Raw genomic sequence first — 16,828 nt, forward strand, 5'->3', positions numbered from 1 at the left:
TTCGAATGCCCTGCATTTACGACGGCTATACGGCTTGACGTTCCGGCCCGGCTGCGGCCACAACCGGCAGCGTTTTGAAAGGATCCGACCGTGTCCGACCTCGCCAGTCTCGTCCAATCCATCCTCGCGCAGATCAGTGCTGCCGGGGACGAAGCCGCCCTCGAAGCCGTCCGCGTCGCGTCCCTCGGCAAGAAGGGCTCGATCTCCGCCTTGCTTGCGACGCTCGGCAAGATGTCGCCGGACGAGCGCAAGACGCAAGGCGCGGCGATCAACCAGGCCAAGGACGAGGTCACCCAGGCCCTCGCCGCGCGGCGCGACGTGCTGAAGTCGGCGGCGCTCGACGCGCGGCTCGCATCCGAAACCATCGACGTCACCTTGCCGCTGCGCGATGCGCCGACTGAAGCCGGCCGCATCCATCCGCTGAGCCAGGTCTGGGACGAGTTGACGACGATCTTCGCCGACATGGGATTCTCGGTCGCGGAAGGCCCCGACATCGAGACCGACGACTACAACTTCACCAAGCTGAATTTTCCGGAAGGCCATCCCGCCCGCGAGATGCACGACACCTTCTTCTTCCATCCGAAGGAGGATGGCTCGCGCATGCTGCTGCGGACCCACACCTCGCCGGTGCAGGTGCGCACCATGCTGAGCCAGAAGCCGCCGATCCGCGTGATCTGCCCGGGCCGCACCTACCGCATCGATTCCGACGCGACCCACACACCGCAATTCCACCAGGTCGAAGGCCTCGTCATCGACAAGCACTCGCATCTCGGCCACCTCAAATGGATCCTGCACGAGTTCTGCAAGGCGTTCTTCGAGGTCGACCACATCAACATGCGCTTCCGGCCGTCGTTCTTCCCGTTCACCGAGCCGTCGCTGGAAGTCGACATCCAGTGCCGCCGCGACAAGGGCGAGATCCGGTTCGGCGAGGGCGAGGACTGGCTCGAGATTCTCGGCTGCGGCATGGTGCATCCGAACGTGCTGCGCGCCTGCGGCATCGATCCTGACGAGTACCAGGGCTTTGCCTGGGGCATGGGCATCGACCGTATCGCGATGCTGAAATACGGCATCGCCGATTTGCGCCAGCTGTTCGACAGCGACGTCCGCTGGCTGTCCCATTACGGCTTCAAGCCGCTCGAAGTGCCGACGCTTGCGGGAGGACTGAGCTCGTGAAATTCACCCTCTCCTGGCTGAAGGATCATCTCGACACCGACGAGCCCCTGGAAAAGCTCGCCGACAAGCTCACCATGATCGGGCTCGAGGTCGAGAACATCGAGGACAAGGCGAAGGCGCTGAAGCCGTTCACCATCGCGAAGGTGATCTCGGCCGAGCAGCATCCGAATGCGGATCGCCTGCGCGTCTGCATGGTCGATACCGGCGATGGTGGCGCACCGGTGCAGGTCGTGTGCGGCGCGCCGAATGCGCGCACCGGCCTGGTCAGCGTGTTCTCGCCGCCGGGGACCTACATTCCCGGCAAGGACATCACGCTCGGTGTCGGCACCATCCGCGGCGTCGAGAGCCGCGGCATGCTGTGCTCGGCGGCCGAGCTCCAGATCTCCAACGACCATGACGGCATCATGGAGCTGCCGGCGGATGCGCCGATCGGCGCTGCTTATGCCGCATGGGCAGGTCTCGGCGATCCCGTGGTCGAGATCAATCTGACGCCGAACCGACAGGACTGCACCGGCGTGCACGGCATCGCCCGCGATCTTGCCGCGGCCGACATGGGCAAGTTCAAGGACCCCACGATCAAGCCGATCAAGGGTGAATTCCCGTGCACCGTGAAGGTCGCGGTCGAGGACGCCACGCTGTGTCCGGGCTTCGCGCTGCGCCTGGTGCGCGGGGTGAAGAACGGGCCGTCGCCGGAATGGCTGCAGAAGCGGCTGACCGCGATCGGGCTGCGTCCGATCAATGCGCTGGTCGACATCACCAACTTCATGACCTACGACCGCGCCCGCCCGCTGCACGTGTTCGACGCCAAGAAGGTGAAGGGCAATCTCGTGGTGCGCCGCGCCCGCGACGGCGAGACGCTGCTGGCGCTCGACGGCCGCACCTACAATCTCGATCCCGCCATCTGCGTGATCGCGGACGAGCACGGCGTCGAATCGCTCGCCGGCATCATGGGCGGCGAGGCCTCGGGCTGCGACGAAAACACCACCGACGTGCTGATCGAATCGGCGCTGTGGAACGAGATCAACATCGCCCAGACCGGCCGCAAGCTCGGCATCAATTCGGACGCGCGCTACCGCTTCGAGCGCGGCGTCGATCCGGCCTTCATGGTGCCGGGGCTGGAGCTCGCGACCAAGCTCGTGATGGAGATGTGCGGCGGCGCGCCATCGGAGAACGTCGTGGTCGGAAAGGCCTTCGGCGACGATCGCGTGATCGATTTTCCTGTTACCGAGGTCAAGCGGCTCTCCGGCATCGAGGTGCCGCAGCCGGAGATGAAGCGCATCCTGACCCATCTCGGCTTCATGATGGCCGGCCCGGGTCCGGTGGTGAAGGTCGCAGTGCCCTCGTGGCGCACCGATGTGCATGGCAAGGCCGACCTCGTCGAGGAGATCGTGCGCATCTACGGCGTCGACAAGGTGCCGATGACGCCGTTCGAGCGCGGCGAGGACGCGCGCAAGCCGGTGCTGACGCCGCTCCAGCTCCGCACCCGTCGCGCCAAGCGCGCACTCGCGAGCCGCGGCATCATCGAAGCGGTGACCTGGTCCTTCATCACCAAGTCTGCAGCAACCCTGTTCGGCGGCGGCCAGCGCGAACTCGAAGTCGCCAATCCGATCGCCTCGGATCTGTCCGACATGCGTCCGACCCTGTTGGCGGGCCTGATCGCGGCGGCGCAGGCCAACGCCGATCGCGGCTTTGGCGATGTCGCGCTGTTCGAGGTCGGCCAGCTGTTCAAAGGCGACCGCCCGCAGGATCAGTTCATGGCGGCCAGCGGCGTGCGCCGCGGCTTTGCTTCGTCAGAAGGTCTGGGACGGCACTGGTCGGGTTCGGCGCAGGCCGAACTGTTCGACGCCAAGGCCGACGCGCTCGCGGTGCTTGCCGTTGCCGGTGCACCGATGCAGGCGCTGCAGATCGTCGCGGGCGGGCCAGCCTGGCTGCATCCGGGTCGCTCGGGCACGATCCAGATCGGCCCGCAGAACGTGCTCGGCTATTTCGGCGAGATGCATCCGCGCGCGCTCGAGGCGCTCGGTGCCGATGGCCCGCTGATGGTGTTCGAGGTGATCCTGGATCGCATCCCCGAGGCGAAGAAGAAGCCGACCCGCGCCAAGCCCGTGATCGAGCTGTCGGCCTTCCAGCCTGTTACGCGCGACTTCGCCTTCATTGTCGACCGCACCGTAAAGGCCGGCGACATCGTTCGCGCCGCCCAAGGCGTCGACAAGAAGCTGATCACCGGCGTGAATGTCTTCGACGTCTACGAGGGCAAGGGCATCGATGACGGCAAGAAGTCGATCGCGATCGCCGTGACGATCCAGCCGCGCGAGAAGACGCTGACCGATCAGGAGATCGAGGCCGTCGCCGGGAAGATCGTGGCGGAAGTCACGAAGAAGACTGGCGGCGTCTTGCGCGGATGACCCTTGCGGATGTTCTTCCGAAGGACGTCGGCCTCACCATTGCGATGGCGCTCTGCGCCGTCGCTTTCGTTTCAGGGACCGCGCGCGGCTTCTCCGGCTTCGGCTCGGCGCTGATCTTCATGCCGCTGGCGAGCAGCATCGCGGCGCCGCGTCTCGTGGCCGCGCTGCTCCTCGTGATCGATTTCGTCGCGGCCCTGCCGCTGCTGCCCGACGCCTGGCGCAAGGCCGACCGCAAGGCCACCGCGGTGATCGTGCTGGGCGCGCTGGTCGGCGTGCCGGTGGGCACCTATTTCCTCAGCGTGCTCGAGCCCGTCACCACGCGCTGGATCATCTCCTGCTTCGTCGCTGCGCTGTTGCTGCTGCTGCTGTCGGGCTGGCGCTATCGCGGCGAGGACCACGCCTGGCTCTCGGTCGGCATCGGCGGCCTCTCGGGCTTCTGCAGCGGTCTGGCGCAGACCGGCGGCCCGCCGATCGTCGGCTACTGGCTCGGCCGCCCCATCGCGCCGATTGTCGCGCGCGCCAATATCGTGCTGTTCTTCAGCGCGTCGGATTTCTTCTCGATGGTCAGCTACGCGACGACCGGCCTGATCTCACGCGAATCGCTGGTGCTGTCGCTGATCGTCGGCCCGGTCTATGCCATCGGCGTCGCGTTCGGTGCATCGCTGTTCGGCCGCGCCAGCGAAAAATTGTTTCGCGCGATTTGCTACGGTCTGATCGCGATGGCGGTGATCGCGGGGCTGCCGGTGTTGGACGGGATTTTGCGCTAATTGCCCTGCTGCCGCGGCGCGCGGCGCTTCTTCGTCGACTGCGTCGGCACGTCGGCCGACTCGTCCTTGAGCGCGCCGATCTTGCGCAAGGCCGCATCCGCCGCGCGCTCGCCGCTTTCCCAGGCGCCGTCGACGGTGCCCCACAGCGTCTCGTGCGTGGCTTCGCCGGCGAGGAACAGGTTGCCGATCGGCTCGGTCAGGATTTTTCGCGAGAGCTGGCCGCCGGGCGAGGACGCCGACATCGCGCCCATCACGAAAGGCGAGGCGTTCCAGCGCGTCGCGGTGGTCTTCTGCACGGCGGCCGCCGCCTCGCTGCCGAACAGCTTCGTGATCCATTCCCTGGCGAAGGCGACCATCGCCTTCTCGCCCTGCTCGGAGAGATCGCGGCCGAACGAGCCGCCGACATCGATCGAACACAGTGAGGAGCCGCCGATATTGGCGAGCATCAGCGCCGTGCGTGTCGAATTGCTCTGCTCGATGAGGATGTCGTCGCGCGAGAGCCCCAGCGGATTACCCGGCAGTTGCAGCACGATGCGATCGTAGCTGCCGAGCGTGAGCTTTGACGCCGCATCGAGCGTGCGCTTGGGAATATCAGGCCCGAACTTGATCGCGCCCGACGTCAGCACATTGGTCGAGACCGTGACGATGGCGGCGCGTGCGGCGATCCTGCCGGATGGCGTCTCCACGCTGACGTCGCGATTGCTCCAGACAATCCTGCTCACCGGCGTCGACAGCGCCACCGGCGCCTGTTCGCCGAGCCTGGTGATCAGGGTCCCCAGGCCCTGGCGGCAGGCGATCGCGGTGTTGCGGTCCTGCGCACGCGCCTTGTCGATCGCCGACAGCTCCTTGAGGTCTTTGCCCGCAAAGCTCGCACCAAGCACGAATTCGGCCGCACCGGCCCAGTCGCCGAGATCCTTCGGCAACACCGAGGCGCAGGCCGTATCGAGCTTGCCGCGCCCGGCCTCGTCGATGGCGCGGTTGGCCCGCACCAGCGCCGCCAGGAACTGTTCGGTCTCGCCCGCGCGCGCATTGCGGCGGCCGATACGCATCTTCTGGCCGGTCGGTGCCGGCAGCACGTCGAGCCCGGCACTGCGCGCCAGCCGGATCATCGGATTGGTCTCGGGATTGTGCATCCAGCGCGCGCCGCGATCGAACGGCACGTCGAAGGTCGTACTGTCCGTGATACAGCGGCCGCCGATCTGGGATGCCGCTTCCACCACCACGACCTTGCGGTTGGCGGCCATGATGCGCCGCGCCGCGGCAATTCCGGCCGCTCCCGCGCCGATCACGACGATGTCGGCCTCGCGCGGCAGGGGTGCGGCAGTCGCGCGCAGGACCGGCATCGCGGCAAGAGCCGCCGACGCCGATAGGAAGCTGCGGCGCGTGATTGTCATGTCATGGTTTCCGGGAACTTGCGGCGAACGGGAACAGCCCGCGAACCTTGCTGCATCTGGTGTTGCACGGCAACCATCATGGTGAATCAATCGTGCTTGATCTCACAGAGTGATGAACCGAATTGCAACACGTTTCGACCATGATAGAGAAGGGAAAAAGACGGCCGGAAAAGGCCGTGGGGGGAGTTTGAAATGGGGACGGTTCTGGACTCAGTCGGCAAGCTGATTGCCGCGTACCTCTCGAAGGAGGTGCCGGGCTACGAGCCGTTCACGCCGAGCGACCCGGAGCACCTGCGCGGCGTCATCGAGCCCGGCGACGTGCTGCTGGTCGAGGGCAACAACCGCATCTCCGGCATCATCAAATATCTGACGCAGTCGACCTGGTCCCATGCCGCGCTCTATGTCGGTCCGGTCGAGGGCGCCACGGAGCCCAACGGCGAGCCGCACGTGCTGATCGAGGCCAATATCGGCGAGGGCGTCACCTCGGCGCCGCTGTCGAAATATTTCCCGTATCACACCCGTGTCTGCCGCCCGGTCGGGCTGTCCTATGAGGACCGCACCACGGTCTGCCGCTATGCGATCAATCGCATCGGCTTCGGCTATGACACCAAGAACATCGTCGACCTGATGCGCTTCCTGTTCCCGTTGCCGATCCCGCAACGCTGGCGGCGGCGCATGATCTCGATCGGCTCGGGCGATCCGACAAAAATCATCTGCTCGGCGCTGATCGCGCAGGCCTTCGACGCCGTGCGCTATCCGATCCTGCCGAAGATCACCAAGGCCGGCAGCCGCGCCGCCCGCCGCGAGATCCTGCACATCCGCGATTCCTCGCTCTACATGCCCCGCGACTTCGACATCTCGCCCTATTTCGAAGTCGTCAAACCCACCATCGTGCACGGCTTCGACTACACCGCGCTGCACTGGGCCGACAAGCAGAAGCCGCTCGAGGAGGTAGCGGGCACATTCAGTGTGTTTCCAGAAACGCTCAGTGCGCCGCCGCTCGTTCCTGAGACGGTTGACGAAGAAGCGCCGACTGAAGTTCCGGCTGAAGAAGTGAGCGCGCAGCCCGCGGAGATGGGCGCCACCTGCTCCGAGCATTTTGTGCTGCTGAACGAACTGGCGATGTACCGCGCGCGGGGGCGCGCGCAGGAGATGGCGGCGTAAGCATCGCGCCTGCCGTCGTTCCGGCAAAGGCCGGGAGAGACGTTGCACCGCTCTTTCCACCGTCATTGCGAGCGTAGCGAAGCAATCCAGAGTCCCTCGGCGGAGGCAATCTGGATTGCTTCGTCGCTGCGCTCCTCGCAATGACGATGGTGAGAGCCTACCGTTCCGCCCGCCCGATCACCGCCATCAGCTCCGCGATCTTCTCGCGCTGATCGGCCTTGTCGCCGCTCGCGATCGCGTGCTCGACGCAATGGGCGACGTGATCCTTCAGAACCTCTTCCTCGACCCGGCGCAGCGCGGCACGCACGGCCGAGATCTGCGTCACGATGTCGATGCAGTAGCGGTCCTCCTCGACCATTTTCGAGAGGCCGCGAACCTGACCCTCGATCCGGCCAAGACGTTTTCCGACGGATGCCTTGATGTCCTTGCGCATGCGTTCTATATACCCCCCTAGGGTATATGTTGCAAGGCCGGAGCATGGCAATGAACGACGCCGAAAACGGGCACCATCACACGTCGGAAACACCGTCCGGATGCGGCTGTTCCGCCAAGGCCACCCCCAAGGCTGCTCCCGAGGCCGCCCCGCCAGCCGACAAGCCCGCGGCGTCCTCCTGCTGCGGCGGGCGCGGCGATCATGCCCAGCACCACGCGCATGACCATGGCGCCGCCGCGACCACAGTCCTCGATCCCGTCTGCGGCATGACGGTCGATCCCGCGACCTCGAAGCATCACCACACACATCACGGCGAGACCTTCCATTTCTGCTCGGCCGGCTGCCGCACCAAATTCGCCGCCGATCCCGCAAAGTATCTCGCCAGAGAGAAGGCGCCCGAACCCGAGATGCCCGCGGGCACGATCTACACCTGCCCGATGCATCCGGAGATCCGCCAGGTCGGACCCGGCAGCTGCCCGATCTGCGGCATGGCGCTGGAGCCGGAGGTCGCGAGCCTGGACACCGGCCCCAATCCCGAGCTTGCCGACATGACGCGGCGGTTCTGGATCGGTGGCGCGCTGGCGCTACCGGCGGTGGTGCTGGAGATGGGCGGCCATCTCGCCGGCCCTCACGACTGGATCGATCCGGCGCTGTCGAACTGGATCCAGCTCGTCGTCACCACGCCCGCCGTGCTGTGGGCCGGCTGGCCGTTCTTCGTCCGAGGTTGGCAGTCGCTGGTCACCCGCAACCTCAACATGTTCACGCTGATCGCGATGGGCACAGGCGTCGCCTATGTCTACAGCGTCGTCGCGACTGTCGCGCCGCAGATTTTCCCGGCGACCTTCCGCAGTCATGATGGTGCCGTTGCCGTCTATTTCGAGCCCGCCGCTGTGATCACCGTGCTGGTGCTGCTCGGCCAGGTGCTGGAGCTGCGCGCCCGCGACGCGACGTCGGGTGCGATCAAGGCGCTATTGCAGCTTGCGCCGAAGACCGCGCGCCGCGTCGATGCCGATGGCGGCGAGCACGAGGTCGAGATCGATGCGCTCCACGCCGGCGACCATTTGCGCGTCCGCCCCGGCGAGAAGGTGCCAGTCGACGGAATTATCCTCGAGGGACGCTCCGCGCTCGACGAATCCCTCGTCACCGGCGAATCCATGCCGGTGACCAAGGAGACCGGCGCAAAGGTCATTGCCGGCACGCTCAACCAGTCGGGCGGCTTCATCATGCGCGCCGACAAGGTCGGGCGCGAGACGCTGCTGTCGCAGATCGTGCAGATGGTCGCGGACGCGCAGCGCTCGCGTGCGCCGATCCAGCGTCTGGCCGATCAGGTCGCGGGCTGGTTCGTGCCGACCGTGATCGCCGTTGCCATCGCCGCCTTTGCCGCCTGGGCCTGGTTCGGACCGGAGCCGCGGCTTGCCTTCGGCCTCGTTGCCGCCGTCAGCGTGCTGATCATCGCCTGCCCCTGCGCGCTCGGCCTGGCGACCCCGATGTCGATCATGGTCGGCGTCGGCCGCGGCGCGCAGGCCGGCGTGCTGATCAAGAACGCCGAGGCGTTGGAGCGGATGGAGAAGATCGACACGCTGGTGGTCGACAAGACCGGCACGCTGACCGAGGGCAAGCCGAAGGTGGTCGCGATCGTTCCGGCTGCCGGCTTTGCGGAGAACGACATCCTCCGCATTGCGGCCAGCGTCGAGCGCGCCAGCGAGCATCCCCTCGCCGACGCCATCGTGCGCGCCGCGAAGGAGAAGCAACTCACCCTCGCTCAGGTCGAACAGTTCGACTCGCCGACGGGCAAGGGCGCGACCGGAAAAATCGACGGCAGGAGCATCGTGCTCGGCAACGCAAGATACCTGGGGTCGATCGGCATCGACACCACGGCGCTCGATGCCGAGGCCGAACGGATGCGCCAGGACGGCGCCACCGTGATCAACATGGCCGTCGACGGCAAGCTGGCCGGCCTGTTCGCGATCGCCGATCCGGTCAAGGCCTCGACCCCGGAAGCGCTGAGGGCGCTGGCCGATGAAGGCATCAAGGTCATCATGCTGACCGGCGACAATCGCACGACGGCGGAAGCGGTGGCGCGCCGGCTCGGTATCGCCGAGGTCGAGGCCGAGGTTCTGCCCGACCAGAAGAGCGCGGTGGTGACGAAGCTGCAAAAGGCCGGGCGCAGCGTCGCGATGGCGGGCGACGGCGTCAACGACGCGCCCGCACTGGCGGCCGCCGAGGTCGGCATCGCCATGGGCACCGGCACGGACGTGGCGATGGAGAGCGCCGGCGTCACCCTGTTGAGCGGTGATCTCACCGGCATCGTGCGTGCGCGAAGACTGTCGCAGGCGACCATGAGCAATATCCGCCAAAACCTGTTCTTCGCCTTCATCTACAACGCCGCCGGCATTCCGATCGCGGCCGGCATCCTCTACCCGGCGTTCGGCATCCTGCTGTCCCCGATCATCGCCGCGGCGGCGATGGCGCTGTCCTCGGTGAGCGTGGTCGGGAATGCGCTGCGGCTGCGCGGGACGCGGCTGTGATGATGACGGCGCGCTCCCTCGCGCCGTTCTTACGGGGCCGCGACGAGCTTCGCTCGCACTGAGAGGGTCGGGGTGAGGGGCTGCTTCCGCGACCGCGGTGACAATTGGACTCGTGGAGAGTCCCCCTCACCCGGAATTCAAGCTACGCTTGAACTCCGACCTCTCCCCGCAAGCGGGGCGAGGTAACAAGGGCGGTACGCGCGGAGAGGACCTGATGCAGCGGATTACGATCACCATCGAGGACGATCTTTTGGCGGAGATCGACGCGGCGGCGGAAGCGCGCGGCTACCAGAACCGCTCCGAGATCATCCGCGACCTCGCGCGCGCCGGCCTGCAACAGAGCACCGAGGACACCGCGCAGACCGGCCCCTGCGTCGCCGGCCTCGTCTACGTCTACGACCACGCCGCGCGCGATCTCTCGAAACGCCTGGTACAGGAATTCCACGGCCACCACGAGCTCGCGCTGGCCACCCTGCATGTCCATCTCGACGACAACAATTGCATGGAGATGACGGCGCTGCGCGGCGACGCCGGCGAGGTCAGGCATTTCGCCGACCACATCATCGCCGAACGCGGCGTCCGCTACGGCCGCGTAGTGATGATCCCGACCGGTGAAGGGAAGCAGGCGAAGGCGAGCAAGCACGGGCACCGGCACGAGTAGGAGCGAGCCGCACACGCGCTTAACCCTCTCCCCTTGTGGGAGAGGGTGGCTCACCGCGCAGCGGTGAGACGGGTGAGGGGTATTTCTCCGCGAATTCTGAACTCGCGGAAGCACACCCCTCATCCGGCGCTTCGCGCCACCTTCTCCCACAAGGGGAGAAGGAAGAGACAAACCTCACGCCGAGAGTAAATTCTGCAGCGCTTCGCCGTTGGGGACGCCGAGGCCGGAGCAGGCGTCCCAGCCGGGGCCGGCCTTGTACATGCCGTGCAGATCGCCGGTGATGTCGTTATTGCCGACCGTGATGTCGCGGAACACGCCTTGCGTGTGCGAGGCATAGATCAGCGGGTTGATGAAGCCGACGGTCTTGCCGAATTTCTTCGTCGTCGCCTCGTTGATGCGGGCGATCAACCCCGCCATCAGCGGCGCCACGGCACTTGTGCCGCCGATGGTGGTGCCGACGCCGTTGAGGAAGATCTGGTAACCGGTCGCAGGATCGGCATCGCCGGCAACATCGGGCACCCCGCGGCCGTTGTGATGCGTCGGTGATTTCGGCACATGGGCCTGGGCCTGGTATTGCGGCCGCGGGAACACGACGCTGACACCGCCGCCGCCTGCGCCGCCCTGCGGCCCGCCGTTCCAGACCACCTCGTTGATCTGGCCGTTCGGCGCCTTCAGATTGGTGCCGCCGCAGGCGAGTGCAAACGGGCTCGAGGCCGGGAAATCTGCATGTGGCTTGCCGTCCCAGTCCGCACCCATGTCAGCCGAACCATTGTCGCCGGAGGCAACGCAGACGGTGACGCCCATCGCGGCGGCGTCGCGGATCGCCTCGTTCAGGCCGTCGACGAATTGCTGCGAGCCTTCCTGGTCTTCCGGCCCGCCCCAGCTGATCGAGATCACCGAAGGTTTTCGCGCGGTGTCGTGGACGGCGGCCTTGACCGCATCGATGAAGCCGTTGGTGGTGTTGGGCGCGAAATAGACCACGATCCTGGCGCCGGGCGCGATCGCACCGGCCACCTCGATGTCGAGCACGACCTCGCCGTCGGCGTCCGAATGGCCGGGCTTGTTGGCGCCGCCGTCGACGCTCGCGGGTGCGATCTTCGGCATCGCGATGCCCGCCTTCTTGAAGAAGGTGCGCAGGTCTGACGTTTTGTAGCCGGCGCCCGTGGGATGGCCCTTCTGGTCGATGTCGTTGAGCTCGATGATGGCGATGCACTGGCCGGCGCCGGTCTCGCCGCCCGGGAAATTGTAGAGCTGGGCGATCTGATCGACCGAGAAGCTGCCGCCCTGCGCGGCGCGTGCGGCTGCGCCCTTCTGCGGCAGCTTGCGGCGGAAGTGGGGTTGCGCCACCGGCCGGTTGTCCAGGCCGTGCACGCCGACCACGATACCTGCGAGCTCGGCCGGGATCTGCACGCTACCTTTACGCATGCGATGGGTCGCGCCCTCGTATCTGACCTTGTTGAGCTTGACGCCGAAGGCTGCGCTCATGGCCTTCACCGTCCCGGTCAGCTTCACGGTGCGGGACGCCAGATGCACGCTCTTGACGTTGAGATCGTGGTGATGAGCGAAATCGTCGATCTTGGCGACGTCGGCGGTATCCGCGCCCATCTCTGCGCCGAACTCGGCACGCGAGAGATACTGCCGCTCGCGCGGCGGTTGCGCGCCGAGCGTTATCACCTGCTCATCGTCGGCACGCTTCGCGCGCAGGCGGACGCTGATCTCGATTTCCTGCTTGGGATCGGCCGCGCCGACGAGCTTGGCCCCCTTCGGCAATTTCCGTGCGCTGTTCGCCAGCGTCACGCGCGTGGTCGAGCTTGCCATGACTTCCTCCGTTTGTGATTGGAAGGCAGATTGTCGCACCTCAACTATAGGTGTAATCTCAAACCCAAATTGGTTCAGGCATTTGAGCGATATTTTTTCAGAAAACCTCTTGTTTGGCAGGGGCAACATCCGACTGGCTCAGATCGGCACGGAATCGGTCAATATTCACGACCATTCGACGACAAGGATTTCGATTTAAAATTGCAACCGTTGGCTTGTCTGGCCGACCAACGGAAGGCGTTTGTCGAAATCAGACGTCTGGAAATCAATTTGGCGGAGACAATGCGATGCGTGCTGACCGCAAATGGGTTGAGAGAAATCTCGGTTTCGATCCGATCACGACGCCACCCCCGCCCGACACCTTCGCGGTGAAACGCGTGGCCAAGGGCGCGGTGAAGAAATCCGCGAAGGTCACGACCGAGGACTTTCGGCGCGAGATCATCGATTTCGATTCCGAATCGAGCGAGGGCCGCGAGTTCATGGCCTTCTCGACCTCGACCGGGCTGTCGCGCTTCACCGACATTGCCTGGCCGAAAGGGCTGGCGCCGCAAACCGGGCCGAAGCCGAAAGGCAACGGCAAGGGACCGCTGCCGCGCGCCGACGTGCTGGTCGTGACCTGGACCGTCGACGAAGGGCACGCCCTCAGCCGCGTGCTGACGCCGGGCAAGGACTCCCGCAATGATTACCTACCCTACACGCACAATTACGCGGCCATCTCCAAGAAGATGCGCAACGGGTGTCCGGCCAAGCAGCTGAAACGGCTCGGCACCTACTGGACCACCACGATCGGCAAGAAGAAGGTCGTGATCTTCAAATCCGATTCGCACATGTCGCAGGACGGCCCGCAACTGCCGAACATCGACGTCTGGCGCCAGATCATCACCGAGGTGCAGCCGACGCTCGTCATCACCACGGGCACGGCCGGCGGCATCGGCAAGGAATTCGAGGTCGGCGACGTCGTCGTCAGCCCGATCGTTCGCTTCGACTGCCTGTCGAAGTTCAAGAAGCAGCCGTTCGCGCAGGAGCATTTTTCCAGCAGATCCGCGGTGACGAAGAAATTCGCGCAGGCCAAGACGCTGTTCAAGGCCAATGCCGGGCAATTGCCGAAGGACAATACAAGGGCGCCGAAGATCTTCGTCGTGAAGCCGAGCGGCCTGTCCTCCTCCGTGGTCACCACCGACTTCTTCGGCTTCGACACCTCGGACGACCACTTCCATCTCCAGGGGCTCGGCGACGTCTCCGAAATGGGCGATGCCATCCTTGGCCTGGTCGCGCAGGAGATGGGCGACAAGGCACCGCGCTGGCTCGCGATCCGCAACGTCTCCGATCCGCAGATCAAGGCCGAAGGCACCTTGCAGCAGCAGGAGCAGATCGCCGCCCAGATCTACAAGGGGTTCGGCCGCTGGAGCACGGTCTGTAGCGCCATCACCTGCTGGGCCAGCATCGCGGCGGAGCCCTAGCGAGCGATCCGGCCAGCGCAGACGACAAAGGACGGACGATCAATCAGGGAGAGTGGAACGGCCATGGCGCAGATCACGATCAACGGCATCACGATCGATCCTTCGGCTCCGCACGCGGAACGCGCCGCGCTGTCGCTGGATCATGCGAATGCGAAGGAATCCGACTACATCATTGTGCAGACCAACCAGCCGCTCAACGCCGAGCGCAGAGGGCAGCTCGCCAAGGCCGGCGCCGAGATCCTGGAAGCCGTCCCGGGCAGCGCCGTCATCTGTCACTTTCCGGCGGCCGGGCTCGACAAGGTGCGGAAACTGCCGTTCGTGACATGGGCAGACCTCTACCCGGGCATCGTGAAGATCGCGCCGGCACTGCGCAACCTCGACACCCAACCCGGAGGCGTCGCTGCGGCGCGCGCGCTTGCGGCAAAGCCGGCGGCGCTCGACCGCACCAGCGTGACCGTCGACGTCATGCTCCACCGCAATGTCGGCGTGAAGGCCGCTGCAAAGAAGATCGCGGAAGCGGCGCATGTGCAGCTCGACGACGTCGTTCCGGGCACGGCCAAGGTGCGTGTGACGCTGAAGATGCGCCGTCTTGCCGACGTCGCGGCGCTCGACGAGGTACGCAGCGTCGAGAAGGTCTTTCCGCGCAAGCTGCTCAACAACATCGCGCGGGGCATTCTTCGCGTTCCCGCGGCGACGCCGAGCAACGGCGGCGAAGGCGCGGGCGAGATCATCGCGATCGCCGATACCGGCTTCGACAAGGGATCGACCACGAACACGCACCCGGCCTTCAAGGGGCGCGTCAAGAAGCTCTACGCGCTCGGGCGGCCCGGGCGCAAAGACGATCCTGATGGTCACGGCACTCATGTCGCGGGTTCTGCCCTCGGCGACGGCGTATCGAAAAGCGACGGCCCGATCCGCGGCACGGCTCCCGGCGCCAAGCTGGTTCTGCAATCCGTGCTCGACAGCGGCGGCAATCTCGGCGGCCTGCCCGACAGCCTCGATGCGCTGTTCGGCCCGCCCTATAAGACGGACAAGGCACGAATTCATTCCAACTCCTGGGGCAGCGTCGGAAATTTCGGCGTGTATGACTCCCAGGCCAACGAGCTCGACACGTTCGTCTACGCGCATCGCGACATGCTGATCTGCTTTGCCGCGGGAAATGAAGGCAGCGACAAGGATGGCAATGGCCAGGTCGACCCCAACTCCGTGACGCCGCCTGGTACGGCCAAGAACTGCCTCACCATCGGCGCATGCGAGAACAATCGCCCCAACGAGCCCATGACCTACGGAGAGGCCTGGCCACGCGATTTTCCGGCCATTCCCATCAACCCCGATCCCGTCGCCAACGATCCCGAAGGGATGGTGGCGTTCAGCAGCCGGGGACCCACCAACGACGATCGCATCAAGCCCGACGTCGTGGCGCCAGGATCTTTCATCCTGTCAACGCGCTCCCGCGTCACGAAATCGAAGGGATGGAAGCTCTCGAAGGACCCGCTCTACATGTTCGAAGGCGGTACCAGCATGGCCACGCCGCTGGTGGCCGGATGCGTCGCGGTGGTCCGGTCGTTCCTGAGGAAGAGCCACGGGCTGAAGTCGCCGAGCGCCGCACTGCTGAAGGCACTCATCATCAACGGAGCTCGTAGCATTGCTGGCCAATACATTCCCTCGGAGGCGGGCTCTGTCGCAAACAACAGTCAGGGTTTCGGCCGAGTCGACGTCCAGGCCGTGGTCGGCCCCCTTGCTGCGAAGGAAGCCTTGCAGTTCTTCGACGAGAAGAAGAAGCTCGACGCAGGCGAACGCGAAGACCGCACGGTCACGATACCGGCGGGAAGCAGCCGCCTGAAGGTCACGCTGGTCTGGACCGATCCGCCCGGCGAAGGCCTGCAAAGCGACCTCGATCTCGTCGTGGTGGCCAACAAGCAGGAACGCCATGGCAACATGCCGGCCGGCTCGAAGGACTTCGACCGCAGGAACAATGTCGAGCAGGTCATCTTCGCGAATCTGCCGGCCGGCGAAGCGGTGATATCGGTCATCGCTCATTCCATCGCCGTCGCGCCGCAGAACTATGCCCTCGTCATCAGGGTGAGCTAGAGCGTCTTCAAGCGAAGTGGCTGCCGGCTCGCGCGAAGAAAACGCGTCAAAACAAGCGCCTTGAGCTTCCGTTCTGATTCACTCAGAACCCAAGCTCCAGGCGCGGCAATCTGTCCCGGAAAGCTCGGCCTCTTGTCGAACCTTCCGCGCATGTCTACCTCTCGCGGGTAGTTTTGCTGAGAGGTACTCCGATGCTCGATGCCGCCGTAAAGGCGCTGTCGCAATTGATCTCGCCGCCGATGCGCTCGATCCTGTGGCGATCGATCGGGCTTGCACTGGTCCTGATCATCGTGCTGGCGATCGGCTTGCAGCGGCTGCTGAGCTGGTTTGCGACCTATGGCGAGGTCTGGCTGGAAGGCCTGCTCGGGCCGAGCTGGCATTCCTCGCTCGAGGTCCTCGCCTGGATCGTCTCGATCACGGCGGGCCTCGGCGTCGTGTTCGGCGGCGTGTTCCTGATGCCTGCGATCACCTCGCTGGTGGCGAGCCTGTTCGTCGACGACGTCGCCGACATCGTCGAGCGCGAGCACTATCCCGCCGAGCGGCCGGGCGCTGCGCTGCCGTTCAGCCAGGCGATCTACGAGGGCGTCAAGACCGCGCTGCTGACGATCGTGGTCTATCTGGTGGCGTTGCCGCTGGTCCTGTTCGCCGGTGCCGGATTCCTGATCTTCTTCGTCGCCGCCGCCTGGCTGCTCGGGCGCGAATATTTCGAGCTCGCCGCGATGCGCTTCCGTTCGCCGGAGGAGGCCAGGGCGATGCGGCGCGACAACGCCGCGACCATCTTCACCGCCGGCCTTTTCATTGCGGCCTTCGTCTCGATCCCGATCGTCAATCTGGCGACGCCGATCTTCGGCATGGCGTTCATGGTCCACATGCACAAGCGCCTGTCGGGGCCGCGGCCCGAGCTGATCGAGCCGGCGCGGCAGATGCGGTGAGG

Annotated in this window: 12 protein-coding genes; 9 read left to right on the forward strand and 3 right to left on the reverse strand. The window is 65.6% G+C overall.

The features are described 5' to 3' along the window. Nucleotides 1-90: 90 nt before the first annotated feature. Genes pheS through AB7290_RS00805 form a run of 3 tightly spaced genes read left to right on the forward strand, consistent with a single transcriptional unit; the run spans nt 91 to nt 4,345 of the window. The gene (pheS, locus tag AB7290_RS00795; protein ID WP_038932708.1) at nt 91-1,173 is read left to right on the forward strand and encodes a phenylalanine--tRNA ligase subunit alpha; all 1,083 of its coding nucleotides are present in this window, start codon (nt 91-93) and stop codon (nt 1,171-1,173) included. After that, nucleotides 1,170-3,578 (forward strand): phenylalanine--tRNA ligase subunit beta, encoded by a 2,409-nt coding sequence (pheT, locus tag AB7290_RS00800; RefSeq protein ID WP_085404990.1) that lies wholly within the window; start codon nt 1,170-1,172, stop codon nt 3,576-3,578. Before pheS ends, pheT begins: the two co-directional genes overlap by 4 nt. After that, on the forward strand, nt 3,575-4,345 hold the full coding sequence (locus AB7290_RS00805) for a sulfite exporter TauE/SafE family protein (protein WP_085404989.1): 771 nt from the start codon (nt 3,575-3,577) through the stop codon (nt 4,343-4,345). Before pheT ends, AB7290_RS00805 begins: the two co-directional genes overlap by 4 nt. Here the strand turns inward: AB7290_RS00805 and AB7290_RS00810 are convergent. Continuing rightward, nucleotides 4,342-5,739 (reverse strand): flavin monoamine oxidase family protein, encoded by a 1,398-nt coding sequence (locus tag AB7290_RS00810; protein WP_085404988.1) that lies wholly within the window; start codon nt 5,737-5,739, stop codon nt 4,342-4,344. The genes AB7290_RS00805 and AB7290_RS00810 overlap by 4 nt on opposite strands. 192 nt (nt 5,740-5,931) lie before the next feature. Here AB7290_RS00810 and AB7290_RS00815 point away from each other — a divergent pair, with 192 nt between their 5' ends. After that, the gene (locus AB7290_RS00815) at nt 5,932-6,903 is read left to right on the forward strand and encodes a YiiX/YebB-like N1pC/P60 family cysteine hydrolase (protein WP_085404987.1); all 972 of its coding nucleotides are present in this window, start codon (nt 5,932-5,934) and stop codon (nt 6,901-6,903) included. 157 nt (nt 6,904-7,060) lie between these two features. Here the strand turns inward: AB7290_RS00815 and AB7290_RS00820 are convergent, their stop codons facing one another. Continuing rightward, on the reverse strand, nt 7,061-7,336 hold the full coding sequence (locus AB7290_RS00820; protein ID WP_007598521.1) for a metal-sensitive transcriptional regulator: 276 nt from the start codon (nt 7,334-7,336) through the stop codon (nt 7,061-7,063). Between the two features lie 50 nt (nt 7,337-7,386). Between AB7290_RS00820 and AB7290_RS00825 the strand changes: the two genes are divergently transcribed. Further along, complete coding sequence (locus tag AB7290_RS00825) at nt 7,387-9,864, forward strand: heavy metal translocating P-type ATPase (RefSeq protein WP_085405108.1); 2,478 nt, start codon at nt 7,387-7,389, stop codon at nt 9,862-9,864. A 214-nt stretch (nt 9,865-10,078) separates the two neighbouring features. Then, nucleotides 10,079-10,525: a nickel-responsive transcriptional regulator NikR gene (gene nikR, locus AB7290_RS00830; RefSeq protein WP_085404986.1), complete on the forward strand. Its 447-nt coding sequence runs from the start codon at nt 10,079-10,081 to the stop codon at nt 10,523-10,525. A 174-nt stretch (nt 10,526-10,699) separates the two neighbouring features. On the opposite strand, the gene AB7290_RS00835 is transcribed toward nikR, so the two are convergent. Next, nucleotides 10,700-12,343: a S53 family peptidase gene (locus AB7290_RS00835; protein ID WP_085404985.1), complete on the reverse strand. Its 1,644-nt coding sequence runs from the start codon at nt 12,341-12,343 to the stop codon at nt 10,700-10,702. Between the two features lie 287 nt (nt 12,344-12,630). Between AB7290_RS00835 and AB7290_RS00840 the strand changes: the two genes are divergently transcribed. From AB7290_RS00840 to AB7290_RS00850, 3 genes are all read left to right on the forward strand, one after another. Further along, complete coding sequence (locus tag AB7290_RS00840) at nt 12,631-13,803, forward strand: phosphorylase family protein (RefSeq protein ID WP_085404984.1); 1,173 nt, start codon at nt 12,631-12,633, stop codon at nt 13,801-13,803. 63 nt (nt 13,804-13,866) lie between these two features. Next, a complete protein-coding gene (locus AB7290_RS00845) occupies nt 13,867-15,894 on the forward strand; it encodes a S8 family serine peptidase (protein ID WP_354115253.1) in 2,028 nt (675 codons plus the stop codon). Nucleotides 15,895-16,085: 191 nt separating this feature from the next. Next, nucleotides 16,086-16,826: a sulfate transporter family protein gene (locus AB7290_RS00850; protein ID WP_063980234.1), complete on the forward strand. Its 741-nt coding sequence runs from the start codon at nt 16,086-16,088 to the stop codon at nt 16,824-16,826. Nucleotides 16,827-16,828 lie beyond the last annotated feature (2 nt).

The sequence above is a fragment of the Bradyrhizobium sp. 613_E4_N2_2 genome, assembly GCF_052075995.1.
In the GTDB taxonomy this organism is placed as follows: Bacteria; Pseudomonadota; Alphaproteobacteria; order Rhizobiales; family Xanthobacteraceae; genus Bradyrhizobium; species Bradyrhizobium barranii.